Genomic DNA, 24,011 nt, shown 5'->3' on the forward strand with positions numbered 1-24,011 from the left:
CCAGGCTCCGAGCGGCTGAGGTCAGTCGCTGAGCAGGCCCCGGGCGCGCAGGTCGGACAGGAGGTCGGGCGGCAGGGCCGGGCAGCGGCTCACAGTGATCTCCTTGAGCGACGGGAAGCCGGTGACCTCTCCCAGGTCGCCCAGCGAGTCGCAGTTGTCGAGGTGCAGGGCGCGCAGGGAGGGCAGGCGTTCGAGCCCGTCCAGGGTGGTCAGGTCGTCGGTGTAGGCGACGTGGAGCTCCTCCAGGCCCAGCAGCCCCGCGAACGGGCTGAGGTCGGAGAGGTGGTCCAGGCCCTGCAGGGTCAGGACGCGCAGGGCGGGCATGCGCGCGAGCGCCGTGAAGTCCTTCATCAGCTCGGTGTAGGCCAGGTACACCTCGCTGATCGACGGATGCCCTTCGAGCCCGTCGAGCGAGGTGAGCTTGTTGAAGTTGTCGATGGCGATCTCGGTCAGGGCGGGCAGCCGCGACAGCGGGCGCAGGTCGGGGAGCGGCGCGCTGGGCAGGCCGAGGTTCGTCAGGCGGGGGTGGTGGCCGAGGCCGTCGAGGCTCTTCAGCTTCGTGCAGCCGCCGAGATAGAGCCTTTCGAGCGCGGGCATGGCGGCGATGCCGTCGAGGCTGGTCAGGCGGGCGCAGTGCAGGTGCAGCTCGGTCACGGAGTCGAGGCCGTACAGGCCCTCGATGCTTGTGATCTTGGTACGGCTCACCTCCAGCTCGGTCAGGCGGCGCAGCCCGGACAGTGGCCGGATGTCCTCGATGAACCGGCAGTTGTCGAGGCTGAGACGGCCCAGGTACGGGAACGCCTCCCCGAACCCTGCGACGCCGGTCACCCCGCTGCTGCGCAGACTGAGACGCTGCAGGTTGCGCAGGCCGAGCAGCGGGGAGACGTCGGACACCTCGGGAGAGCCGGCGACCTCCAGCAGCTCCAGCCTGACGAGCCCGGCGAGCGGCCGCAGGTCGCTGACGGCCGCGCAACCGTCCAGCTTGAGCTCGCGCAGCTCGGTCAGCGCGGCGAGCTCGGAGAGGTCGGTGAGCCCCTTGCAGTGGTCCAGGACCAGCGTCCGCAGCGTCGTCAGGTGGCGCAGCCCGGCGAGCGAGTCACGGCGGCGCAGCTCCAGGTCGGTACGTTCCTCGTCGTCGAAGGCGGGGGCGAGCAGGTGCTCGGCGAAGGCGTCGGGGTCGAGCGCCTGCGGCCACAGCTTGAGCAGCTTCTCGGACGACGCCTCGGCGATCTCCGCGAACTCCGCGGCCAGCGCGAGCGCGTCGCCCTCGCCGTGGAGCGTGAGTTCGCGCAGGCACTTCCAGGCACGTTCCGGGGACGCGGACGCCAGTTTGGCGCGGTAGTCGGAAAGGTCCAGATTCATGCCATGCCACCCTACGCATTCGTGATCTTTCTGGATGGCATTCAGGAGCACTCGGTGTCAGAGCGGGGATCCGTGCCTGACGGCCCGGTGGATCACGGACGACCGCACCTGGCGAGCAGGGGTGGCTGAGCACAGGTGGGCGATCGGGTCCGCGAGTCGTGGGGGTGCAGGTGGGTGATCGGGTCCGCGAGTCGTGGGGGTGCAGGTGGGTGATCGGGTCCGCGAGTCGTGGGGGTGCAGGTGGGTGATCGGGTCCGCGTGCCATGGGGGTGCAGGTGGGCGATCGGTCCGCGTGCCGTGAGCGGTCCCGAGCCGTCAGCGGCCGCGTACGATCAGCCGAAGGAGCCGGCGCGGCCGTTTCGCGCGGAACGCAGCCCGCTCGTTGACCTGCGGGAACGGCACCTCCGGCACGGGCACGCCGAGGAACGCGCACAGCGGCTCCCACCCGTCCCGCACCTGGAACACCAGCAGCCGCTCCGCCGGGATCGCCGCCCGCACCTCGGCCGCGTGCCGTTCGTAGACGTCGATGACGTGGTCGCGGTCGTCGATGCGGCCGCCGAAGACGCGGTCCATGACGGTCGCCCTGGCCATGCGCGGGTACAGGGCGAAGTCCGGCGCGCGGCGGGCGACCAGCCAGCGGGTCACCCGGCGGCGCAGGGGGAGCCGGCGCTCCGCCAGGGCGCTGCGGAAGATGGTCTCGCTGACGCTTTCGTACCAGCGGGCGGGGTCGCGGACGGTCAGGACGACCTTGGCCTCCGGGTAGTGCTCGGCCAGCTCGCGCCAGTATGCGGAGGCGGGCCAGTCGAGCGCCGACCGGAAGCCGGCGAACAGCGTGTCCCAGTCACGGGAGCGGCCCTCCCCGACGTCGAGCCACTGCCGGACGCGGTACGGCTCCGCGATGATCGTGGACATGTGGTAGCAGGGGCCGAAGCCCAGGATCTCCAGGGCCGCCTTGAGCGAGCGCGTGCCCGTGCGCCCGAAGCCCGCGCCGATCACCTTCACGTCGCGCTCACCACCTGCACGTCTCTGATGGGGCTCTGATCTGTGCTGTCTAACGTCGCGGTGAATCCGAAAACGGTGAATCCGAAAACGGTGAATCATGAACATGAAAGCACAGAGGAGGCGCACATGCCCTTCCCGCAGCCGCTGCTCGACGCGCTGTGCGACGCCCCCGACAGCCCGGCCTTCGAGCACGGCGACAGGACGCTCTCCAGGGGCGAGCTGCTGGAGCTGATCCGGCGGCTGGCGGGCGCCATGCGCGCCGCGGGCCTGGGCCCGGGGCGGGCCGTCGCGGTGCGCACCGCCGTCACACCCGAGGCGTTCGCCGCCCACATGGCCGCGCACACGCTGGGCTGCCGGGTCGTCGGCATCCGGCCCGGCTATCCGGAGGGGCAGCTCGCCCACGTGCTGGGGATGGGGATCGACGCCCTGCTCGTGGACCCCACGACCGCGAGCCCCGACCTGCGCCGCGCCGCGGCCCGTCACCTTCCCGGCCGGCCGGTGCTGTCCCTGGGCCCCTGTACGGGCGCCGGCGACCTGCTGGCCCACCCCGACGACGGACGGCCGCTGACCCTGACCGCCCGCCCCGACGACGTGGCGGCCCTGACCTTCACCAGCGGCAGCACCGGCCGCCCGAAGGGGTGCGCGATCACGTACCGGGCGCTCGGCGAGCACTGGGCGTGGCAGCCGCGCGTGTGGTCGCCCGTCGCCGCCGGGCTGGCCAGGGCCTTCGAGCGGTACCTGCTGTTCGGCACGCTGGCCAGCATGGTCGTGATGGAGTTCGTGGCGCCGTGCCTGCTCGGTGGCGGCACGGCGGTGATCCCGGAGGACGACGGGCGGCCGATGTTCCCGTACGCGATCGAGCGCCACCGGATCACCGGCTCGATCATCACCGTGCCCCGGCTGTTCCAAATGTTGAAATTTCTGGACAAGGTGGAGGTGGGGAGCTTGCGGGCGCTGATCGTCTCTGGGTCGCCCATCAGCGCGCGGCGGCTGGCCGAGGCCGTCGAGAAGCTGGGCCCGGTCGTCTACCAGGGCTACGGCCAGACCGAGGCCGGCAACATCGCCATGCTCACCCCCGACCACATCGCCGCCGGCGTGCTGGAGCCCGTCGGCCGCCCGCACCCCGGGGTCGAGATCAGCGTGCGCGACGAGCACGACGACGAACTGCCCCCGGGCGCGACGGGCGAGATCCACGTACGCAGCCCGTACCTCATGTGGGGCTACTGGGGCGAGGAGGAGGAGACCCGCGACACCCTGAAGGACGGCTGGCTGCGCACCCGCGACCTCGGCCACCTGGACGCGGACGGCTTCCTCCATCTGGCCGGCCGCTCCCGCGACGTGATCATGGTCAACGCCATGGTGGTCTACGCGGGCCCGATCGAGCGCGCGCTGACCGGCCACCCCGACGTGGACGAGGCGTACGTGGTGGGCGCCCCGGACGAGGACGCGGGCGAGGCCGTGCACGCGTTCGTCGTCCCGGCGGTGGGCCGGACCCCGGACCAGGGCGCGCTGAGGGCGCTGGTCCGCGCGCAACTCGGCGAGGACAGCGTCCCTAGGACGATCACGATCGTGCCCGCCGTCCCCCTCGCCACCAGCGGCAAGCCCGACAAACGCGCCCTCTCTGATCAAATTCTGAGAATTGCCCGCCAACACTGATGTTGTCCGTTCAATAACATCGTTGTGACGGAGGCTTCAGTGCCGGACAAGGCCCTGGACTACCTGGTGATCGGCGCGGGCCCCGCGGGTTTGCAGCTGGGGTATTTCCTGCACGAGCAGGGGCGGGACTACCTGATCCTCGAGGCGGGTCCCGCGCCCGGCGAGTTCTTCCGCACCCACCCGCGCCATCGCACGCTGATCTCGATCAACAAGAAGTACACCGGATGGGACGACCCCGAGCTCAACCTCCGGATGGACTGGAACTCGCTGCTGTCCGACGACCCCGGCCTGCTGTTCACCCGCTACAGCGACCGGTACTTCCCGCACGCCGACGACATGGTCCGCTACCTGGCCGACTTCGCCCGGAAGCGCGGCCTGCGCATCGCCTACGACTCCCGGGTGGTCCGCGTCGACAGGCCGGGGCCGTCGTTCCGGGTGACGGACGAGACCGGGCGTACGTACGAGGCGAAGCGGGTCATCGTCGCGACCGGCGTCACCAAGCCCAACATCCCACCCATCCCGGGCATCGAGACGGCCGACCTGTACGGCACCCACTCCACCGACCCGGCCGACTACGTCAACCAGCGCGTGCTCGTCATCGGCAAGGGCAACTCGGCCTTCGAGACGGCCGACAACCTGATGGAGACCGCGGCGGTCATTCACGTGGCGGGCCCGCACTCGGTCCGCATGGCCTGGCGCACCCATTACGTCGGCCACCTGCGGGCGGTCAACAACGGCCTGCTGGACACCTACCAGCTCAAGTCCCAGAACGCGATCCTCGACGGAGACGTCAAGCGCGTCGAGCGCAGACCGGACGGCACCTACCTGGTGACGGTCTCCTTCGCCCGGGTCGACGAGGTCACCAAGGACATCCCGTACGACAGCGTGATCCTCTGCACCGGCTTCCGCTTCGACGGCTCGATCTTCGGCGACGGCTGCCGCCCCGAGCTGGTGATCAACGACAGGTTCCCGTCGCTCACCCCGGCCTACGAGTCCGTCAACGTGCCGGACCTCTACTTCGCCGGCACGATCACGCAGTCACGCGACTTCAAGCACGGCACCAGCGGCTTCATCCACGGCTTCCGGTACGGCGTGCGCGCGCTGCACCGCGTCCTGGAGTCGCGCTACCACGGCGTGCCCTGGCCCGCCAGGGTGCTGCCCGCCGACCCGGCGGCGCTCGCGGCGGCGGTCATCGAACGGGTCAACCGCACCTCGGCGCTGTGGCAGCAGTTCGGGCTGCTGGCCGACGTCATCGTGCTCGACGGGGACACCGCCCGTTACCTGGAGGAGCTGCCGTACGACCTGCAGGGCCCGCCGATCGGCGAGCGCGGCCACTTCGCGATCACCCTGGACTACGGGCCCGACCACGACAAGATCGACCCCTTCGACATCGAGGTGGGCCGGATCAGCCAGAGCGACTCGGCCCGCGCGCACGAGGGCCACTACCTCCACCCCGTTGTCCGCCACCACGTGCCCGGTCAGCCCCCGGTCGCCCACCACATCACCGAGAACCTCGAGAACGAGTGGAACTCCAAGGAGATCCACATCGAGCCCCTGCGGGTCTTCTTCGCCGAGCAGCTGACGTCCGTACCGGTCTGATGGAGCGGTGGAGCCTGCGCGAGTTCGAGGCCGAGGCCCGCGCCCGCCTCGACCCCGCGCACTACGACTACTTCGCCGGCGGGGCCGATGAGGAGGTCACCGTGCGCGCGAACGAGGCCGCGTTCGCCCGGATCGGCCTGCTGCCCAGGGTGCTGCGCGGCGCGGCCAAGCTGCAGACCGGCCTCACCCTGCTCGGCAGCCGCGCCGCCATGCCCGTGCTGGTGGCGCCGACCGCGTTCCACCGCCTCGCCGACCCGGAGGGCGAGCGGGCCACCGCGCGCGCGGCCGCCGCCGCCGAGACGATCATGATCGTGAGCATGGCCGCCACCGTCGCGATCGAGGAGGTGGCGGCCGCCGCGCCCGGCGCCGAGCTCTGGTTCCAGCTGTACGTTCAGCCGGACCTGGCCTTCACCGAGGCCGTCGTGCGCCGCGCCGAGGCGGCCGGCTGCAAGGCGCTGGTCGTCACCGTGGACTCGCCCGTGCTCGGGCGGCGCGAGCGGGACCTGCGCAACGGCTTCCACGACCTGCCCGAGCACCTGTGCTGCGAGAACCTGCGCGACGGCGACCGCGTGCGCCCGATCGTCATGTCGCCCGAGCTGTCATGGGAGCACATCGACCGGCTCAGGGAGATGACCGCGCTGCCGATCGCGGTCAAGGGGGTCACGCATCCCGTCGACGCCCGGATCGCGCTGGACCACGGCGTCTCGGCGATCATGGTCTCGAACCACGGCGGGCGGCAGCTCGACACCGTTCCCGCGGCGATCGACCTGCTGCCGGACGTCGCCGCGGCCGTCGCAGGGGCCGTGCCCGTGCTGCTGGACGGCGGGATCCGGCGCGGCACCGACGTGGTCAAGGCGCTGGCGCTCGGCGCCACGGCGGTGGCCGTCGGCCGACCGGTGATCTGGGGCCTGGCGGCGGACGGCGAGCGGGGGGTGCTCCGGGTGCTCGGCCGGTTGCGCGCGGAGGTCGAGCACGCGCTCGCGCTGTGCGGCTGCGCGTCGATCGGCGACCTCGATCCGGGCATGGTGCGGCGGCCATGCTGATCGGGCTGATCATCCTGTCGCTGGTGCTGGCGGTCGTGGCGAGCCTGCCGTGGTGGCTGCCCGCCAGGGTCGTGGCGCTGCGCGTACGCGTCTTCAACCGGATCAACGGGGACGAGAGCATCCCCGTCCCCGGCGACCTCGTGAGCGTCGACCGCTTCAAGGAGGTCTACTCGCACCCGGCCGCCGGCGGGCGGAGCAAGGGCGCGGCGCTGTCGGACCTGTTCTGGTACTGGCTGTCACCCGGCCCCGAGATGCACCAGGAGCACCTGGAGGCCGGCGAGCGGTACGACGCGGTGGCCAGGGCGACGCGTGGGCTGCTCGCCGTGCCGCGCCACGAGGCCGAGGAGCTCACGCGCCGCTGCGCCGCCCGCACGCTGGCGGACGCGCGGGGGCTGGTACGGCTGCGCGACCTGACGATGCCCCTGTGGGCCGAGTTCTCCTACGAGCTGGTGTTCGCCGAGCCGTGCCCGCGCGAGGCCCGGGACCTGATCGTGGGCAACGCGAACGACGTGGTCACCTCGCTCAAGTGCACCGGCCTGCGGCACATGGAACGCCGCCACCGGCTGACCCGCTACCTGCTCGGCCACCTGTCACGCGTGCGGATCCCGCTCCCCTCCGGCCTGTCGCCCCAGGAGCAGGCGTTCTACCTCCAGGGCGCGTTCTTCAACACCGCCGTCGTCCAGCTGTCGGAGGCCATGGCCCACCTGCTGATGGTCCTCGCGCAGCAGCCGGGCGTGCAGGAGCGGGCCCGTACGGGGGACGACCGCTACCTCGACCAGGTGATCTCCGAGACGCTGCGGCTCTACCCGCTCTTCGGCATCGCCCACCGCATCACCACCGGCGAGATCCCGCTCGGCGAGCGCACCGTGATCCCGGCCGGGTCGGTGCTCTGCTTCAACTATCCAGAGTTCCACCGCGCCGGGTTCGCCGATCCGGACCGCTTCGACCCGGGCCGCTTCGACCGGCCGGCCAAGGAGCTCAACCACATCCCGTTCGGCGTCGCCGCCAACCGCCCCTGCCCGGCCTGGCGGCTGGCGCCGATCGCGATGCGGGTCGCGGCGCGGGAGATCCTGCACCGCTACGCCCTGCACTCCTCGGCCGCCCACACCCGGTCCCTGCCCAACCGGGGGCCGTGCCTGCTCACCCCGCCGCACGCGTCACCGCCCCGCGCCGCGCTCGTCCTCATGCGGGTCCGCGACCGCTGGGAGGACGTCTGGCGCAGCCTCGTGCAACTCGTCCTCGGCACGTACATGGTCTGGGACGCCCGACGGCAACGGCTCTGCGAGACCCACTTCGATCACCCAGCGGAGAACCGAACATGACCGTACTGGCCCACGTCACGCCTCCCGATCCGAACCTCGCCCTCATACTCAAGGTCCTGCCCGCCCTCGTCGTGATCCTGATCGTCGCGGCGATCTGCGGCCGGCTGGCACAAATGGTGATGCAGCCGCGCGTGCTCGGCGAGATGGTCGCCGGCGTGCTCCTCGGGCCGACGTTCTTCGGCTGGCTCTTCCCCGACGCGCAGGCGGCCCTGTTCCCGAAGGAGGTCAGGCCGGTCCTGTACGTGCTGAGCACCATCGGCCTGACGCTCTACATGTTCCTGGTCGGGGCGGGGCTCGACCACAGCGGGCGCACGCCCGGCGAGGTCCGCAAGGCCTCCGCGCTGGCCGTCTCGGGGATCGTCCCCTCGCTGCTGCTCGGCTTCGGCGCGGGTCTCCTCCTGTACGACCTGCTCTCGCTGCCGGACGTCAGCGCCTTCCAGTTCGCCCTGTTCGTCGGCGGGGCGCTGTCGCTGACCGCGTTCCCCATGCTGGCCAGGATCCTGTACGAGCGCGGCCTGGAGAACACCCCGGTCGGCCGGCTCACCCTCATCGCCGCCTCCATCGACGACGCCCTGGCCTGGTGCATCCTGGCCGTCCTGTCGGCCATGCACCTCGGCTCCGGCCCCGGCGGTGCGCTGCCCACCATCGGCCTGACCGCGGTGTTCGCCGTCGTGATGCTCAAGGTCGTCGCGCCCCTGCTACGCCCGATGGGCGCGAACGTCGCCCGCACCGGCCGCCTCGGCCCCACCGCCATGTACGTCGTCATCCTCGTGCCGCTGACGGCCGGCTGGCTGACGGACTGGATCGGCGTCTACTCGGTCTTCGGCGGCTTCCTCGCCGGCCTGGCCATGCCCCGCGACCCCAAGTTCCGCGAGGCACTGCACGGCCGGATGATGGAGATCGTCTCGACGCTGCTGCTGCCCACGTTCTTCACCTTCTCGGGGCTGAACACCCACCTCGGGGGCATCGCGGGCGGCGCCATGCTGCTGGCGTTCGGGCTGATCCTGCTCGCCGGGTTCTGCGGCAAGTACTTCGGGTGCGCGCTGGCGATGAAGGGGATGGGGTTCGGCTGGCGGGAGTCGTACGCGGTGGGGGCGCTCATGAACGCCCGCGGGCTGATGATCCTCATCTTCATCAACATCGGCCTGGCCCAGGGCATGATCAACCAGGAGCTCTTCGCGATGCTGGTGCTCGTGGCCATCCTCACCACGGCCGGCGCGCTGCCCCTCTACAAGCTGGCGCTCCCCGAGCGCCTGGAGACCCGGAGCAAGACTGCGGAAGTTTCGGAGCTGGTCAGGTCCAATCCATCGTGATCGCGCAGGTAGGCCGTGGTGCGCCCGCTTTTCGATCAACCAATGCCCGAGTGGACCTGGTAATTCCCCGAGGCGTGGTGTAACCGTGGTCTGGTGGCTGGAACACCGGGTACAGCCCGTCGGCTGCTGGTCGTCGAGGATGACCGCGAACTGGGGCGCATGCTCGTCGACCTGTTCACCGAGGAGGGATACACGGTCGACCTGGCTCTGGAGGGGCAGCGCGGCCTGCATCTGGGGCTGAGCCGCTCGTACGACGTGCTGATCATCGATCGCGGCCTGCCGTCGCTCGACGGCATCGACCTCATGCGGCGGCTGCGACGTCAGGCGGTCACCACCCCCGTGCTGGTGCTGACCGCCTTCGGCTCGCTCGCCGACCGGGTCGCCGGGCTGGACGCGGGCGCGGAGGACTACCTGGTCAAGCCGTTCGAGATCGACGAGCTGCTGGCCAGGGTGCGGGCCCTGCACCGCAGGAACCTCGACCAGGCCACGCTGCTGCCGCTCGGCGCCGCCTGGCTCGACTCCGAGTCACACATCGTCCGGCTGCCGAGCGGGAAGCAGGTGGAGCTGTCGGGGCAGGAGTGCCGGCTGCTCAGCGCCCTGGCGGCGCGCCCGCGGCAGGTGCACACCCGCACGTCGCTCCGGCAGCGGGTCTTCGACGGCGCCAAGAAGGAATCGATCGTGGACACGTACGTCTACTACCTGCGCAACAAATTGGGATCAGGGGTCGTGTACACCGTGCGGGGCGTGGGCTACCGCCTGGGCGAGTTATGAGCCCGCCGGCGCGCGGGTCGGAGCTCGAGCGGCGGCTGCTGAAGCGGGCCCGCCGGCGCATCACCGCGCAGGTGGCCGGCGCGATCTCCCTCGTCCTGGCCCTGGCCGGGGTGCTGGTCTACTGCGTCATGGTGCACCAGCAGGCCGACTCGGCCCGGCGCGACCTGTCCGCCGCCGTCCAGCGCGCCCCCATCGCCCACCCTCCTCCCTGCGTCTGGCTCTACGCGCTGCGGCCCGACGGCACCGTGGAGAGCTCCCCGGGCGCGCCGCAGGCGCTTCCGGCACGCGCGCCCATGAACCAGGTCGCCACCGGGCTGCCGCCCAGGATCGAGGAGGTCCGGGTGGGCGGGCACGCGTACCTCATCCGCACCCAGCGGCGCGGCACGGCCACCTTCCAGGCGGCACTGGACCTGCGCTACCAGGACGCCGAACGGCAGCGGCTGCTCCGCACGCTCGGCGGCGCGGAGATCGGCGGCCTGCTGGCCGCGCTGCTGGTGGGCCAGGTCATCTCCCGCCGGGCCATCGCGCCGCTCGGCGAGGCGCTGGCGCGCCAGCACCGCTTCGCCGCCGACGTCAGCCACGAGCTGCGCAGCCCGCTCACCCGCCTGCACACCCGCGCCCAGCTCCTGTCCCGCCGGCTGCGGGGCGGCACGGACCCGATCCTGCTCATCGACGAGGTGGACCAGCTCGTGACCGGCACCAGGCAGCTGGGCGAGGTGGTCGAGGACCTGCTCCAGTCGGCCCAGTTCCAGCAGCTGCGCCGCCCGTTCGGGCCCGTGGACCTCGCGGTGCTGGCCTCCGGGCTGGCCGTGGCCGAGGGCGCCCGCGCGGACGCCAAGGGGGTGACGATCGAGGTACGGTGCGAGGGGCCGGGCGATCACGTGGTGCGCGGCGTGGAGTCCGCGCTGCGCCGCGTGGTCTCGGCCCTCCTGGACAACGCCCTGGGCCACACGCGCGTGGGCGGCCACATCTGGGTGACCCTGTCCCGGGAGCGCGATCTGGTCCGGCTGGCCGTGCGCGACGACGGGGCGGGCTTCGACCCGGCGCACACGGAACGCCTCTTCGCCCGGTTCGTGGGGGGCGGCTTCGGGCTGGGGCTGGCGCTCGTACGGGAGGTGGTGGAGGGCCACCACGGCACCATCACCGCGGAGGGCCGCCCGGGCGCCGGCGCCACCTTCACCGTCAGCCTGCCCGCCGATCCGGCCGTCACCCCGCGCCTGCCGGCGCCGCCGGCTCGCGAGCCCGAACGCCGCCTCTGAACACGCACCTGCTAGCGTGCGGCGACATGAGCGGGCGTGGAGTTCTTGTCACAGGTGCGTCGAGAGGTATCGGACGGGCGGTCGCGGCGGCCTTCGCCGCGCAGGGCGACCGGATCGCGATCCATCACCGGGATTCCGAGAAGGAGGCCCAGAGCCTGCTGGCGGAGCTGCCCGGCCAGGGGCACACGATCGTGCGGGGCGACCTGGCCGATCCGGAGGCGGTGCGCCACATGGTGGACGCGGCGGCCGGCGCCCTGGGCGGGATCGAGGTGCTGGTCAACAACGCCGCCACCTACTTCCACCATCCCCTCACGGAGCTGTCGTACGAGGAGTGGCAGAGCGCCTGGCGGCGCACGCTCGACATCAATCTGGTGGGAACGGCCAACGTCATCTGGTGCGCCGTCCAGCACATGCCCGCCGGCGGCCGCGTGATCAACGTCTCCTCGCGCGGCGCCTTCCGCGGCGAGCCGGACAGCCCCGCCTACGGGGCGAGCAAGGCCGGGCTCAACGCGCTGGGCCAGTCACTGGCCGTCGCGCTCGCCCCGCGCGGGATCGCGGTGGCGGCCGTGGCGCCCGGCTTCGTCGAGACGGACATGACGACCGAGTACCTCACGGGGCCCGAAGGGGACGCGATCCGGGCGCAGAGCCCGTTCGGGCGGGTGGCGCGGCCGGAGGAGATCGCGGCGGCCGTGGTCTACCTGGCCTCCCCGGCCGCCGAATGGGCCAGCGGCGCCGTGCTCGACCTCAACGGCGCCTCCTACCTGCGCTGACCCCGCGGGTTGGGTCAGCGCAGCCGCCGCTCCAGCAGGATCGCGCCGCGGCCCGCCAGCAGCGAGGCGCACCACTTGCGCAGGTCGGCCGGCTTCGGCCCGCTCACCTCGCCCTCGTCCAGCAGGTCGGCCCAGTCGAGCAGCGACTCCGCCAGCATGAGCGGCACCCCCCGCCGCTCGTGCACCTCGGCCGCGGCCTCGAAGTGCTCGGCCGCCCGCTGCGGCGAGCCCGTCGCCACGCACAGGTGCGCCAGGTAGTGGTGCCCGCAGTGGTGGGCCACCGCGCCGTGGCCGAACGTCTCCCCGTCGGAGGCCAGCGAGCCGTACAGCTGCTCGGCCAGCTCCGCCCGCCCCAGGCGGGAGGCGGCCACGGCGAGGTTGTCCAGGGCGGGCCGGTGGGCCATGTTGCGGGGCGGCACGGCCCCGTTGTCGGCCAGGATGCGGTCGAGCAGGGGCCCGGCCTCCTCGTCGGCCAGCTCGCACAGATAGCGCAGGATCGCGTGCACCGGGTCGACGCGCGGCGCCTGGGCGGCCCGGCGCAGCCGGTCGCGCAGCTCCCACAGCCGCCCCTGCAGCCGCCGGATCTCGCCGATCTGCGACGAGTAGATGGCCACGGCCTCCAGGCGGCGGCCGATCTCCGAGCCCAGCCGCAGGGCCGCCTGCGCCTCCGACTCGGCCTGCGCCAGGTCGCCCTGCATCAGCGTCAGGCCGGCCCTGGAGTAGCCGATCAGCCAGTTGAGGTGCGGCTGCGCCAGCCGGCGCGCCAGCTCGTCGGCCTCGCCGAGCAGCATCGCGGCCCTGGTCACGTCGCCGCCGTCGAGCACGGGGGGAGTGCGCTGCACGTACGCGTGGAACAGCGCCAGGTCGTCCCCCGTGCGGCGGGCCGCCTCCAGCATCTCGTCACCGTCGCGGTGGCGCTGGTGCAGCGGGTCGGCGGGGATGATCGTCAGGCTGCGCTGCCCCAGCACGCCGGCGAGCGTGCGCGGATCGCCCGACTTGCGGGCCAGGGCCACGGCCTCGTCGCTCAGCGCGAAGCGCCGCTCGCCGTCGGGCGCCCAGATGAGCTCGGAGGCGAGCTGGGCCGCCAGCAGCGCCCGGGTGCTCAGATCGGTGGAGTCGACGAGCTTGCGCGCCTCGGTCAGCAGCGCGATGCGCTGCTGGTCGGGCGCCGCCGAGATGGTGGAGAAGCCGCGGTCGCCGCCCAGCGCCGCGATCACGATCAGGTCGGAGCGCTCGCACTGCCTGGCCAGGTCGGCCGCCCGCACGAGGGTCTGCCTGGCGTCGGGGTCGCCGGCCAGCCACATGGCCCGGCCGCACTCCACCAGCAGCTCCGCGCGACGCTCCAGGGTGGCGCCGGGGAAGTCGGCCAGCAGATCGAGCACCCGCTGGTACCAGGTGACCGCCTCGCGGTGGGCCAGCCCGGCCAGCGCGTGCTGGGCCGCGTGCACGGCCGCGTCCGCCGCCGCGCTGACCCGGGCCGGGTCGCGGCCGTGCTCGGCGGCGGCCAGCAGGTGGGTGGCCACGACGTACGGCCGGGTCTCCATGGCGCGCGGGTCGGTCCGGCACAGCGCGTCGGCGACCTTGCCGTGCAGCAGCCCAGCCCGCGGCGCGGACAGCTTGGCGTAGAGGGCGGTCCTGGTCAGCTCGTGGGAGAACCGGCAGGACCCGCCGTCCGACATGGTCACCAGGCCCGCCCCCATGGCCTCCTCCACCGCGGCCACGAACCGGGCCTCGTCGAGCCCCAGCCCCGCCCGAAGCTCGGCCGACTCCATGCGCTCGCCGACGGCCAGCAGGTTGACCAGGTCTCTGGCGTCGGGGTGGAGCTGCGAGAGCCGGGCCATGACCATCCTCGTCACTGAGTCGGGCACGGTGAGCCCGTCGAGCTCCTTGCCCGCGGCCAGCTCCCTGACCACCTCGCTGACCAGGAACGCGTTGCCGCCGGTGATCCGGTGCAGGAGCTCGGAGTCGCCGCCGCCGGGCACCTGCGCCAGCGCGTGGGAGACCTCGTCCAGCCCGAAGGAGGGGACCTCGATCGTGCGGCTGTCGGCCGTCAGCTTGTGCAGCTCCGGCAGGGCCGACTCGGCCGGCGAGTCGACCAGCAGGGGCCGCGAGGTGGCCAGGACCAGCAGCGGCAGGGCCTCGGCGTCCCACATGAGGGCGTTGAGCATCTGCAGCGACTCCAGCGTCGCCCACTGCAGGTCGTCGATCACCAGCAGCACCGGCCGCACGGTGGTCAATCGCTCGATCAGCGTGCGGGCCGCCGCCATCAGGTGGTAGCGCTCGGACACCGGCTCGGTGGCCGGCGGCACCTCCAGCGACAGCGGGGGAGCGGCCAGCGAGGGCGCCAGGCGGACGAGCTGGCCGCACTGCTGGTCGACCCCGGCCCGCAGCAGCAGCGCGGGCGAGGTGCGGGCCAGCCGCTCCACCGCCCCGGCGATCGGTTCGTACGCCCGCCGCGCCGGATCCGTGCACCGCCCGGCCAGCACCGTGAACTGCCGCTTGAGCGCCCGCCGGGCCACCTCCGAGGCCAGCCGGGTCTTGCCGACCCCCGAGTCGCCCTGCAGGATCACCAGCCCGCTGCCGAACTCGGCCGCCGCCAGCTCCCCGTCCAGCGCCCGCAGCTCCTCGTCGCGGCCGACGAACGGGAGCACGTGACCGTCCTCCAGCCAGGGAGCCAGCCCGGCGACCTGGTGGTGGTCGGCGCTCTGCCAGTGCAACTCGTACGTGTGCAGCGGCTCCCGCAGCCCCTTGCCCGGCAGCCGCCCCAGATCCTTGAACTCGTGCCGGCTGCGCCCCTGCGCCAGCCGCCGCACCAGGTCGGTGCAGAGCACCTGGCCGCCCTCCGCGATGGCCACCAGCCGGGCCGCCTCGACGGTGGGCAGCCCGCTGACGTCGTCGTGGCCCCAGCACACGTCGCCGGCGGCAAGCGCGGCCCTGATGGAGATCTTGTCGGGGGCGCGCTCGTTCTCGTCGGCCACCGCCTGCTGCACCGCGATGACCGCGTCGAGCCCGGCCGTGGCCGAGTCGAAGACCGCCATCAGCCCGTCGCCCAGGCTCTTGGTGAACGTGGAGCCGCTGGCCGTCACCACGGAGCGGAGCAGCTGGTAGAGGCGGCGGAAGACCACGTTGGCGCGTTCCTCGCCCAGCCTGATCCGCATGGCGGTGGAGCTGACCACGTCGGTGAACAGGATGGTCGCCGTGGTCAGCGTGCCGGGCGGGTGCGGGGCGGTCACGTGGGCCGCTCCTTCAGTCCCCGCGCGGGCGCGCGCACCTTCTGCCGGACCGTGCGGCGGATCTCGCGCGTCTTCACGGCGGAGCGCGACTGCTTGATCCGCCAGGCGCCGGCCAGCTCTTCGGGGATCCTGAACGCCGCCTGCCCGTCGGAGTGGCGGTCGATCAGGGCGACCACGATCTGCCGCCCGAGCCTGCGCACCAGCCAGCGGACGACGCCGTCGACCGGGCCGGCCAGCGCCGAGTGCCGGTGCGCCGCCCGGCCGGCCGCGAACAGCGCGGTGAACCACCAGGCGGGCTTGGGCACGCCCAGCAGCTCGGGCACCCGGTCGGCGCCGTACTCGGCGTCGCGGAAGACCCAGTGCACCAGGCTGCGCGGCAGCTTGCGCCACCCCAGGTGCATGAACTCCTCCATCTCCTCCAGCAGCCGGGCCATCAGCCGGCGGCCCTCGTCGCTGGACTCGTACAGGCGGCCCAGGCGCTCGCTGACCGGCTCGACGTCCTCGAGCGTGAGAGGCCGGTCACGGCAGGCCTCCACGCCCATGAGATGGCCGAACACGCTCCACGTGTAGAGGTGGGCCGCACGCTGCTCCGTGGAGAGCGTCACACCCATGCTCTCCAGAGCCTCCCATGTCACCACCGAGAAGTCGAAGATGGTGGCCAGCAGGAGCTCCTGGTTGACCGGGGGGCCGAACCTCGCGGTGTCCCAGTGGTCAGCGAAACGCTCGTTGACCAGGGCGCGGACGAAGGAGTGCAGGATCCGCAGGCCGATCGCCGTGGTGTGCCCGGGGCGGCCGGGCTCCAGGCTGTTGGTGGCCTTCAGGCCCATCACGTCGACCAGCATCTGCCCGGTCTCGGCCACCCGGCGGGTGAGGCTGTGCGTGGCCAGCCGGGACACGCCGGCCAGCACCTTGGCGCTGGACACCTCCACGTACGCCATGGGCAGGCACTTGCAGAAGAGCGCGGCTGACTGGTAGAGCCCGTAGTCGGCGAAGACGGCCTGCCCCTTGGCCAGCAGCTCGCGGTCGTCGCCCCAGTCGGGCAGGTCCGCGGCGAAGTCGATGGCCTCGAAGATCGCGGAGGCGGGCGGCTCGCCCGACGGGGCCCTGGCCTCCCGCTTGGCCGCCGCCAGCTCCTGGATCACCGCCTTCACCAGATCCAGGGGCCCGCTCCCGGCGGGCTGGTCGTCCAGGTATCCGGCCACGACCTTGTCGATGTCCGGGTCCGCCTGCTGTCGCAGCTGGCGGAATCTCTCCTCCGGCCAGCGTTCGTGATCGTTCATCTACCCCGTACTCCAGATTTCGGTCAGAGGCCGCCCCGTTTCCGCAGGGCGGCGACGTCCAGCAGCGTGATCGCCCGGCCTTTGACGGCGATGAGGTTTCTCGCCACGAGGGACTGCAGCGCCCGGTTGACCGCCGGCCGCGACGCGCCGATGAGCGCGGCAAGGTCGGACTGGGTCAACCCGGGCAGGTCCACCACCCCGTCGTCCTGGCCGTGCTTGTCGGCCAGTTGCAGCAGCAGCTTGGCCAGCCGCCCGCCCAGATCGAGGAAGGCCAGGTCGGCCGCCTGGTCGGTGAGCCTGCGCACCATGTGGCCGAGCATGCGCAGGAACTCGTCGGCCAGCCCCGGATGCTCCCGCATGAGCTCCAGGAGCCGTGCCCTGGGCAGCGCGAACACCCAGGCGGGGCGCACCGTCACGATCGAGGCCGAGCGCGGTGAGTTGTTCAGCAGCGCCAGCTCGCCGAAGGTGTCGCCGCGGCCCAGCATGTTGAGCACGATCTCGTCGCCGTGCTCGGTCGTGAACACCACCTTCACCAGGCCGTCCAGCACCACGTAGAGGGACTCTCCCGGGTCCCCCTGGTGGATGATGATCTGCCCGGCCCGGTATCGCCTCGAGATCCCGGCCCGCGCCGTGTTCTCGATGCCGCTCTCTCCGAGTACGCGGAACAGCGGGATCTCCGACAGCACGGAGGCCACCGGCTGAACATCGTTCGGGAACCCGCTCATGCAAGAACTTTAGGCCGCATCTCGCGCACGAACAGATAACCGTCCTGGATGTCCCGATTGTGATGAGGAACACATCGGGACTGTCACGCGCGAGACAGCCCCTGACGATCACTCGGCGCACCGTTGGGATGCCGGGCGGTGATGGCGACCCCCCGAGTACCCGGCCCGGCAGGGAGATCGACATGTATGTGGACACCATCGAACGACCCGATACCGCCACCCTCGTATCGGCCGCCCAGGACGGCGACGCCATGGCGTGGGAGCGGCTGATCGAGGAGTTCAGCCCCATGCTCAAGGCCCGCATCCGCCGGTTCAGGCTCAGCCACGAGGACGCCCAGGACGTGCTCCAGACGACCTGGCTGCTGGCCTGGCAGAATCTCAGGAGCGTGGAGGACGGCCAGCGCATGGCGGGCTGGCTGGCCACCATCGCCTTCCGCGAGTGCCTGAAGCTCACCAAGCGGACGAAGGAGATCTGCACCCCCGACCTCGACACGCTGGGCAGCACGGACGACGTGGACAGGGAGCTGGCCAGGATCTGGCTGGCCGGCACGCTCGACGAGCTGGTCGAGGAGCTGCCGACGGCGCAGCGGGTGCTGTTCAGAGCGCTCACGGAAACCTCCGAGCCGCACTACGTGGACGTGGCGCGCAGGCTGGGCAGGCCCGTCGGGAGCATCGGGCCCACCCGAGCCCGCACGTTCGCGAAGCTCCGCGGGCTCCTGCAAGCCCGCGAGATCACCAGGGACTTCCTCGACTGACTCACTTCGCCGATGGGTCGAGCTGGATCGCCTCCAGGAACGGCTCGAAGTCGAAGTGCGCCATCTCGAACGCGTCCGGGTCGCTCTCGGCCGGATACTCGTAGACCTTGCGGCCGCCCCGGGCGAGCATCATGTTGACGGCCTGGGGCACCAGCCCGCGCTCCATCTCCAGGGCGAGGCCGTCGGCGACGTCCTTGGCGAAGGGCACGTCGTAGAGGGCGCTCACGTGCTGGTAGACGCGGAAATAGCTGACGATGAAGCGCATGCGGTCGCGGTAGGACACCCAGTCGGCCACTCCGGCCGTGGACGCCTCCTGGTCGGCCGTGATGAACTCCTCGGCCAGCTTGCGGACCTTCTCGTTCTGGATCGGAGCCCAGACCCGCTCCATGTCCACGCCCTCCGGCGCGGTGAGCGGCCGGCCGACCTTGATGTCGCTGAGCGGCGTCTGCACGGCGAACAGGTGGCGGGTGTAGAGCGAGGACCACTTCCCCTCCAGCCAGCGCGTCAGCCACGGCTGGTCCTCGTGCCGCGCGGCGTAGAGGCGGAACCTCGGGAAGCGCCGCCGGGTCACCAGCGAGCGCAGCGACCGCCACGACACCCGCGTCAGCCACCGGACCGGCCGGTAGAGCACCAGCTCGAGGGCCTTCTGCGCGCGGGCCTGCTCGTAGGCGGACAGCGCCACGCAGGCGCCGAACATCAGCTCGGCGCGGGCCTCGGGGTCGGCGGTGTGCTTGGCCTCGACCAGGAGCTGCGCGGCGTCCTTCAGGTAGCGGGCGTCGGCCTCGGCCAGCAGGTCCGTCAGGAACGACGGCGGGGTCGGCGTCAGGTCCGACTCCGGGCTGACCTTGAGGAACCGGTCGGGCGAGTCGTTCCACAGGTTGACCGCGAGGCTGGCGGTCTCCAGGAAGATGGCCCGGTTGGCGAGCGCGAGCCCGAGCTGGTAGCTGGGCCCGAGCAGGGTGAGCAGGAACGCCCTGAACACCCTCCTGAACCGGTGGGGCACCCGCATCTTCTGGCTGAAGTCCAGGATGAACGGAGAGTCGGGGCTGAGGTCGAGGCTCTCTCCGATGGCCTTGGAGGTCCAGGTGGCGTAGCAGTACCAGTTGTTCGCGTCCTTGCCCAGGTGCTGGGCGAGGTCCCCGGCGACGCGGTGGTAGCTGTAGGCGATGACCATCGCTTCGAGTGCCGGGCTCCGGTCCTTGTAAGCGGCGATGCGCAGCACGTCGTCCGCGGTCATCGGAGTGTCGGACATGGGATCTCCCGTTGGTTCGCCTCGAGGAGATAAGAGCGTCTCCAGCGGCGTCAGATACGTCAGGCGGCCGGTCTTTCCCCCGCGGCCGCCAGCCAGGAGCGTAGGGCGCGTGACTTACGGCGGGCTTGCAGGACGCCGGTCGGCCACACCAGGGCCCCCGGCGGCAGGAAGCGCAGCCGGAAGCGGCGTCCGGCGCAGGTGAGGTCGACGCGCAGGGGCCGCCAGCTCGCCCGGATGTCGGCGCGGGACAGGGTGAAGACCGTCTCCTCGTTCGTCACGTAGGACAGCAGGCGGTCGGTGGCGATCAGCGCGCCCATCGCCACGCGATCCGGCCGGCCTTGATCCCACCACACGGGGTTGAGCACCAGAGACATGGCGGCTCCATCCACGGCCGCCCCGGGCGGGCCGCCCGGGGCGGCGGCCCTCAGTCCTTGACCACAATCTTGCTGATCACCACGAACCCGCCGAGCGCCCCCGCGGTGCCGGCGGCGGTCGTGGTGGTGAGGTTGACCACCAGGTCATAGGTGCCGGGGGAGAGCTGACCACGCATCGGGACGGAAGCGGTGTATCTGCCCGAGCCAGGCGTGAAGGTCATTTCGACAGGGGGTGAAGGGTGCCTGGTCTCACCGCCGCCCAGCAGATCGGCGATGATCTCCAAATTCCAGCGGCCCGCCAGCCAGTCGACGAGCTCGCCCGCGACCTCCCAGCTCACGTCCACGGTCCAGCCCTCGTTACGGTGCACGACGTTCGTGGGTTGCGCGCCGGGATCGACAACCTGGCCGTGGAGAACGCCGGCGAGCTGCTCGGCCGGTACTTTCATCACCTGGAATTCTCCGGTTGCCATTCCGATCTCCTTTCGGTGGGAACGTCGTCCCCGTGTGAAGGAGCAGAGCGGCAACCGCAGCGGCGAAATACCTGTCCGTTCTGTCAATAAACGCCGGGCATTGGTCAGGCGCCCGCGATCATGATCAGGTCGGCGGGGCCCGCCGTGACGACGCTCTCGCCGTTCAGGGAGACGCGGGCCGCGACCGCGGACGAGAGGTAGGTGTTGACGCCCTTCACCACCAGGTCGCCCAGCCGGCCGCCGGCCAGCCGCAGCACCGCCGCGCCGCCGTCCGCTGCGGCGATCTCGACGGTCCCGTACGGCGTCCGCACGCCGATCGGGCCCTGGTTACCGGTCTGGACGAGCACGATCAGGTAGTGGACGTCCCGGTCCGGATGGCTGCGCAGGAAGGCGTCGGCGGCGCCGTACAGGACGATGGAGCCGTCCTCGTCGGCGGGCGGCGCCGACGGGGTGAGCAGCACGCACGGCGCGAGGTTCTCGTCCAGCGTGGGGACGGGCCCGTCCACCAGCACCCGGCCGCCGGCGGCGGCGTACTCGGCGAGCAGCAGCTGCGCGCTCCGGTGCATGAACGGGCCGCCGGGCACGGTCACGGACCGGTACGCGCTCAGCTCCCCGGCCGTCACGTCCTCCAGGTCGACCAGCGCGTAGTCCAGGCCGCGCTCGCGCATCCGCTCGTGGAAGGCCCGCAGCGCCCGTCCGCAACCCGGTCCGTCAGCACCCGAAAGTGCCGCGATCCCGGCGTACGGCAGGTACAGGCCGAACGCGTCGCGCGCCGTGCCCGCGCACTCCAGGAACTCCGCCCCGTGCGCGGCGAAGAAGTCCGCCAGCGCCCGCACCACCGGCGCCTTGCCGGTGGGCGAGCCGTCCGCGTCGATCGGCGCGCAGTCCGGGTACGACCCCTCGTGCGCCGCGTCGAGCTCCGGCGCCCACCCCGAGGTGGAGACCCCGGTGTAGACGTTGAACCCGGTCGCGCCCGCCGCCATGGCCAGCAGCGACTGGTGGAAGCTGGTCGCGCCGTCGATGTAGGCGGGGTCGTAGAGCTGGGAGAAGCCCCAGTTCTCCTCCAGGTTCGGGCCGGGGGCGAGCTTGGCGGCGATCACGTAGCGGGCCTGGGCGTCGCGGTCGGCCGACACCACGCCCATCCAGTTGGTGAACCCGTACGAGATGCCGCCCCACAGCCGCGGCCTGACCCTGGCCAGCCAGTCGTCCAGCTCGGGCACGGTCGGCGGGTTGAGGTTCACGAAGACGGGCAGGCCGGAGCCGACGGCCTGGGCCCAGACGCGGTAGACCTCGGCCAGGTACTCGGCGTGGAAGCGGCCCCAGTCGGCCCGCGCGAGCAGCCCGCCCGCCCTGGGCGGCGGCTCGGCCTCGGCCCAGTCCGCGTGCGCCGTCGCGTGCGCCGCGTTGTACGACTGCGGCGTCCCGTACCAGGACCGCAGCCGGTCCCGGTAGAACGCCAGCCCGGACGGGCTGTAGTCGTAGGCGGTCAGCGGCCGGGCCCCGTTGGTGTAGACGCCCTCGTTCGCGATCTGCAGCGCCACCACCGCGGGGGCGTCGGCCAGCACTTCCTTGCCCACGGCCGACAGCCACTGCGTGGTCCTGGCCAGGAACGCGGCGCCCAGCGGGGCGGGCAGCGGCCGGGAGAGGGCGCCGTCCGACCAGAGGGACGGCTTCCCCTCGGCGTCGAGCAGCGGCTCGATCGACGGGTCCGCGTCCGGGCAGACCCAGTCGGGCAGCCCGCCGTAGCCCACCTCGGCGTGGATGAACGGGCCGGGCTTGGCGATCACCCGCAGCCCCAGCTCGGCGCAGAGCGCCAGGAAGCCGACGACGTCCCTGGCCGGGTGGGTGGCCCCGGTGAAGTCGGGGGCCAGGCCCGGCTCCGGCTGGTGGTGCCGCCAGGGCAGGTAGCAGGTGACCACCTCGATCCCGAGCTCGTCCCGCACGGCCCGCAGCCGGTCGGCCCAGACGGCCGGATCGTCGCGGTAGTAGGGGTAGTCGGCGGTCACGAGCACCTGCCCGTCGATGAGCACGTCTGTTCTCCTCAAGCTTTCAAACCGGTGAACGCGATGCCCTGCAGGATGCGGCGCTGGAAGACGATCAGCACGGCGATCACCGGCAGGACGGCGAGCGTGGCGCCCGCCATGATGTAGTACGCCCGCCCGCCGTCGGGGCTGGCGACGAGTTGCTGCAGGGCCAGCGGCAGCGTGTAGAGCTCGGGGTCGTTGGTGACGACCAGCGGCCAGACCAGGTCGTTCCAGTGGAACAGGAAGCTGGTGATCGTGACGACCGCCAGCACCGGCTTCGACAGCGGCAGCACGATCCGCCAGAAGATCTGCATGCGGCCCGCGCCGTCGATGAGCGCGGCCTCCTCCAGCTCCGCCGGGAGCGACAGGAAGAACTGCCGCAGCAGGAAGATGTCCAGGACGGAGGCGATGTTCGGGACGATGAGCCCCCATCCGGAGTCGAACATGCCGAGCGCCTGCGTGACATGGATGCGCGGCACCAGCAGCGTGATCGCGGGCACCATCATGCCGCCCAGCATGATCACGAACAGCTTGTCGCGGCCGGGGAACGGGATCCGCGCGAACGCGTACGCGGCCAGCGCGTCCACCAGCAGCTTGGCCGGCACCAGGATCGCGCACACCCAGACGCTGTTGACGAACGCGTTCCCGAGGCCGCCGACGTCCAGCACGTAGTCGTAGTTGTCCAGCGTCGCCGCCCACTCGCCGGTCTTCCTGTCGAGCGGCAGCAGGTTGGGCACCTTGCTGTAGATGTCCTGCCCGTGCTTGACCGAGGTGGCCAGCATCCACAGGAACGGCACCACCGACACGGCCGCCAGCAGCACCAGCGCCACGTAGATGGGGGCCCTTCTCATGCCGCCTCCTGCTTGACGAACCTGAACTGCAGCGCGGTCACGATCATGATGAAGACGAGCAGGATGAACGACATCGCGCAGGCCGCTCCCATGGCGTCGTAGCGGAAGGCGAACAGGTAGAGGTGGAGCACGTACGTCAGGCCCGACTGCTCCGGGCCGCCGGTGACGCTGCGCCCGTTGCCAGAGAAGATCACGTACACCAGGCCGAACACCTGCAGCGCCGCGATCACCCCCGTCACCAGCAGGTAGAACGTCGTGGGCCGGAGCATCGGGAACGTCACCCGCCAGAACCGCTGCCAGGGGCCGGCCCCGTCGATGATCGCCGCTTCCGTGATCGCGCCGGGGATGCCCTTCAGGCCGGCCAGATAGATGATCATCGAGATGCCGCACTGCCAGGCCGCGATGAACGCCAGCGCCGGGATGACCAGCTCGGGGGTGTTGAGCCAGTTCTGGCCGGGGATGCCGAACAGGCCGAGCACCGCGTTGATCAGGCCGTACTGCGGGTCGTAGAGCCAGCGCCAGATCGCGCCGACCGCCGCCTCGGCCGTGACGACCGGCAGGAACAGCAGCAGCCTGAACAGGTTCGCGCCGTGCCTGATCGCGTTCAGCAGCAGCGCCTGCGCCAGCGCGGAGACCATGGTCAGCGGGACCGCGATGAGCGTGTACTGCAGCGTGACGCCGACCGACTTCCAGAAGTGCGGGAACTTCACGTCGTCGAAGAGCAGGTCGGCGTAGTTGGCCAGGCCCACCCAGGCGGCCTCGGAGCGCAGGTTCCAGTCCGTGAAGCTGTAGTAGAGCGCCGACAGCGCCGGATAGAGCAGGAAGATCAGGAAATAGGCGAGCGCGGGGGCGACCAGGAGCCAGCCGATGAGCCGGTCGCGGCGGCGGGCCGACGGCCGCCGCCGCGACCTGGTCGCCACCTGCGCTTCCGCCAGTGCGGGTGCCGCCAC

The 24,011-nt window shown here is 71.7% G+C and carries 20 protein-coding genes; 9 read left to right on the forward strand and 11 right to left on the reverse strand.

The window, feature by feature from the left end; translation table 11 throughout:
* Positions 1-21 precede the first annotated feature (21 nt).
* Together ACFKCF_RS34380 and ACFKCF_RS34385 are read right to left on the reverse strand one after the other, a co-directional pair.
* A complete protein-coding gene (locus ACFKCF_RS34380) occupies positions 22-1,362 on the reverse strand; it encodes a leucine-rich repeat domain-containing protein (protein WP_394499445.1) in 1,341 nt (446 codons plus the stop codon).
* A 315-nt stretch (positions 1,363-1,677) separates the two neighbouring features.
* A complete protein-coding gene (locus ACFKCF_RS34385) occupies positions 1,678-2,364 on the reverse strand; it encodes a sulfotransferase family protein (RefSeq protein WP_394499446.1) in 687 nt (228 codons plus the stop codon).
* A 126-nt stretch (positions 2,365-2,490) separates the two neighbouring features.
* On the opposite strand from ACFKCF_RS34385, the gene ACFKCF_RS34390 reads away from it, so the two are divergent.
* The 8 genes from ACFKCF_RS34390 to ACFKCF_RS34425 all read left to right on the forward strand — a co-directional run bounded on the left by ACFKCF_RS34390 (position 2,491) and on the right by ACFKCF_RS34425 (position 12,097).
* Entirely contained in the window at positions 2,491-4,020 is a 1,530-nt protein-coding gene (locus ACFKCF_RS34390; protein WP_394499447.1) for a class I adenylate-forming enzyme family protein, read from the forward strand.
* Positions 4,021-4,059: 39 nt separating this feature from the next.
* Entirely contained in the window at positions 4,060-5,619 is a 1,560-nt protein-coding gene (locus ACFKCF_RS34395) for an NAD(P)-binding domain-containing protein (protein ID WP_394499448.1), read from the forward strand.
* Complete coding sequence (locus tag ACFKCF_RS34400; protein WP_394499449.1) at positions 5,619-6,662, forward strand: alpha-hydroxy acid oxidase; 1,044 nt, start codon at positions 5,619-5,621, stop codon at positions 6,660-6,662. Before ACFKCF_RS34395 ends, ACFKCF_RS34400 begins: the two co-directional genes overlap by 1 nt.
* On the forward strand, positions 6,656-7,984 hold the full coding sequence (locus ACFKCF_RS34405; protein ID WP_394499450.1) for a cytochrome P450: 1,329 nt from the start codon (positions 6,656-6,658) through the stop codon (positions 7,982-7,984). Before ACFKCF_RS34400 ends, ACFKCF_RS34405 begins: the two co-directional genes overlap by 7 nt.
* The gene (locus ACFKCF_RS34410) at positions 7,981-9,297 is read left to right on the forward strand and encodes a cation:proton antiporter (RefSeq protein WP_394499451.1); all 1,317 of its coding nucleotides are present in this window, start codon (positions 7,981-7,983) and stop codon (positions 9,295-9,297) included. Before ACFKCF_RS34405 ends, ACFKCF_RS34410 begins: the two co-directional genes overlap by 4 nt.
* Positions 9,298-9,390: 93 nt before the next feature.
* Complete coding sequence (locus tag ACFKCF_RS34415) at positions 9,391-10,068, forward strand: response regulator transcription factor (RefSeq protein ID WP_394499452.1); 678 nt, start codon at positions 9,391-9,393, stop codon at positions 10,066-10,068.
* Positions 10,065-11,327 carry a sensor histidine kinase gene (locus ACFKCF_RS34420; RefSeq protein WP_394499453.1) on the forward strand — a complete coding sequence of 421 codons (1,263 nt, stop codon included), beginning with the start codon at positions 10,065-10,067 and terminating at the stop codon, positions 11,325-11,327. The genes ACFKCF_RS34415 and ACFKCF_RS34420 overlap by 4 nt, the downstream gene beginning before the upstream one ends.
* Before the next feature lie 26 nt (positions 11,328-11,353).
* The gene (locus tag ACFKCF_RS34425; RefSeq protein WP_394499454.1) at positions 11,354-12,097 is read left to right on the forward strand and encodes an SDR family NAD(P)-dependent oxidoreductase; all 744 of its coding nucleotides are present in this window, start codon (positions 11,354-11,356) and stop codon (positions 12,095-12,097) included.
* A gap of 14 nt (positions 12,098-12,111) precedes the next feature.
* Here ACFKCF_RS34425 and ACFKCF_RS34430 read toward each other — a convergent pair whose 3' ends face one another.
* The 3 genes from ACFKCF_RS34430 to ACFKCF_RS34440 are packed head-to-tail and all read right to left on the reverse strand — an operon-like array spanning position 12,112 to position 17,335.
* Positions 12,112-15,330, reverse strand: a complete 3,219-nt coding sequence (locus ACFKCF_RS34430) for an ATP-binding protein (RefSeq protein ID WP_394499455.1) — start codon at positions 15,328-15,330, stop codon at positions 12,112-12,114.
* Positions 15,327-16,610, reverse strand: coding sequence for an oxygenase MpaB family protein (locus tag ACFKCF_RS34435; protein WP_394499456.1), 1,284 nt, complete (start codon positions 16,608-16,610; stop codon positions 15,327-15,329). The genes ACFKCF_RS34430 and ACFKCF_RS34435 overlap by 4 nt, the downstream gene beginning before the upstream one ends.
* A gap of 23 nt (positions 16,611-16,633) precedes the next feature.
* Complete coding sequence (locus tag ACFKCF_RS34440; protein WP_394499457.1) at positions 16,634-17,335, reverse strand: Crp/Fnr family transcriptional regulator; 702 nt, start codon at positions 17,333-17,335, stop codon at positions 16,634-16,636.
* 182 nt (positions 17,336-17,517) lie between these two features.
* On the opposite strand from ACFKCF_RS34440, the gene ACFKCF_RS34445 reads away from it, so the two are divergent.
* Positions 17,518-18,090 carry an RNA polymerase sigma factor gene (locus ACFKCF_RS34445; protein WP_394499458.1) on the forward strand — a complete coding sequence of 191 codons (573 nt, stop codon included), beginning with the start codon at positions 17,518-17,520 and terminating at the stop codon, positions 18,088-18,090.
* 1 nt (position 18,091) lies between these two features.
* On the opposite strand, the gene ACFKCF_RS34450 is transcribed toward ACFKCF_RS34445, so the two are convergent.
* The 6 genes from ACFKCF_RS34450 to ACFKCF_RS34475 form a co-directional block, all read right to left on the reverse strand.
* On the reverse strand, positions 18,092-19,342 hold the full coding sequence (locus ACFKCF_RS34450) for a hypothetical protein (protein WP_394499459.1): 1,251 nt from the start codon (positions 19,340-19,342) through the stop codon (positions 18,092-18,094).
* Between the two features lie 59 nt (positions 19,343-19,401).
* The gene (locus ACFKCF_RS34455) at positions 19,402-19,716 is read right to left on the reverse strand and encodes a hypothetical protein (RefSeq protein WP_394499460.1); all 315 of its coding nucleotides are present in this window, start codon (positions 19,714-19,716) and stop codon (positions 19,402-19,404) included.
* A 50-nt stretch (positions 19,717-19,766) separates the two neighbouring features.
* Positions 19,767-20,186 (reverse strand): hypothetical protein, encoded by a 420-nt coding sequence (locus tag ACFKCF_RS34460; RefSeq protein WP_394499461.1) that lies wholly within the window; start codon positions 20,184-20,186, stop codon positions 19,767-19,769.
* 104 nt (positions 20,187-20,290) lie between these two features.
* Positions 20,291-22,216 carry a beta-galactosidase gene (locus ACFKCF_RS34465; protein ID WP_394499462.1) on the reverse strand — a complete coding sequence of 642 codons (1,926 nt, stop codon included), beginning with the start codon at positions 22,214-22,216 and terminating at the stop codon, positions 20,291-20,293.
* 11 nt (positions 22,217-22,227) lie between these two features.
* Positions 22,228-23,061, reverse strand: a complete 834-nt coding sequence (locus ACFKCF_RS34470) for a carbohydrate ABC transporter permease (protein ID WP_394499463.1) — start codon at positions 23,059-23,061, stop codon at positions 22,228-22,230.
* Positions 23,058-24,011, reverse strand: a complete 954-nt coding sequence (locus ACFKCF_RS34475; protein WP_394499464.1) for a carbohydrate ABC transporter permease — start codon at positions 24,009-24,011, stop codon at positions 23,058-23,060. Before ACFKCF_RS34475 ends, ACFKCF_RS34470 begins: the two co-directional genes overlap by 4 nt.

Source organism: Nonomuraea sp. JJY05 (genome assembly GCF_043496855.1).
GTDB lineage: Bacteria > Actinomycetota > Actinomycetes > Streptosporangiales > Streptosporangiaceae > Nonomuraea.